At 44.6% G+C, this 980-nt stretch carries 1 protein-coding gene; it reads right to left on the reverse strand.

All coding sequences use genetic code 11. From position 1 onward, the window contains the following. Positions 1-980 (reverse strand): type VI secretion system Vgr family protein (locus A9G36_RS02940; RefSeq protein ID WP_141670613.1); only part of this gene is annotated, 980 nt, incomplete at both ends.

Genomic DNA, 980 nt, shown 5'->3' on the forward strand with positions numbered 1-980 from the left:
GCTGGGCGATACGGTTTTAATACCTTAAAAGGTATCGCAGTAAAACTGAGCTGGTAAGCATCAGTGCGGCTGCCGCTGCCCGTAACACTTAAAATAATAATGCCTTCATCAATATCAATCAGCGGGGCGCCATTAAGGCTAATGAGTTGCCCAGGAGCAAGGTTATAACGGTTGCTTTTGCCTCGGATAATTATTTGTTCACTGATTGCTTGTTCATGGCGAATACGTGCGTACCAATTGCCACTTTCTGGGGTGCTATTAAGGTGGTAATCATTATCCCTATTTTGTGCATCATCGTTATTCTCGCTTCCCCCCCCATTTTGCTCACTTTGAATATTTTTATAAATTTTGTTGGGGCTATTTTTTTGACTACTTGAACTGACACTGGCACTACCTGCATATTGATAGTGCTCGCCATAACGGTAGTCGGTGCCGTTAGTGGTGCGGTCATCGGGTTGGCTATTGACCTCGCCAAGTAAGTTGGCTTTGGCATCACGGTAGTTGTAATCTTTCACTTTAACCGATGATGCCACCGTTTGGCTGTGCATGCTAATATCCCAAACGCTTTCAGTGCCGCCGTCCAAGGTGCCGCTGGGTAATTTGTAATTAATATGGGCAACTTGGTCATAACCTTGTTCGTAATCGCTTATCACCATTACGTCGCAGTCGTGCTCGGCATGGCTTTCAAAGCGAAACCAGATACCCACATCCGCCATTAAGCGTTGTATAAATTCAAAATCGCTTTCTTGCCATTGGGTAATAAATTCCCTGGCTGGGTAGTGCTCTTTAAGTTCAAGGCGGTAGTCTATGCCATTAAGTCCGTGGCTTCTAAGTATTTGTTCAACCACGCTTACTACGCTTTGGTTCTGGAATATGGCACAGTTGCGGTTTAACGTTAGTCTAGCCAGTCGTGGCGATAAGACCACTTGATAATGCGCTTCTTCTTTATTTACCGATAATTGGCTAAACTCGGTGATAAT

Origin of the sequence: Gilliamella sp. Choc6-1, assembly GCF_001690385.1 — a bacterium.
GTDB classification, from domain to species: Bacteria; Pseudomonadota; Gammaproteobacteria; order Enterobacterales; family Orbaceae; genus Gilliamella; species Gilliamella apicola_A.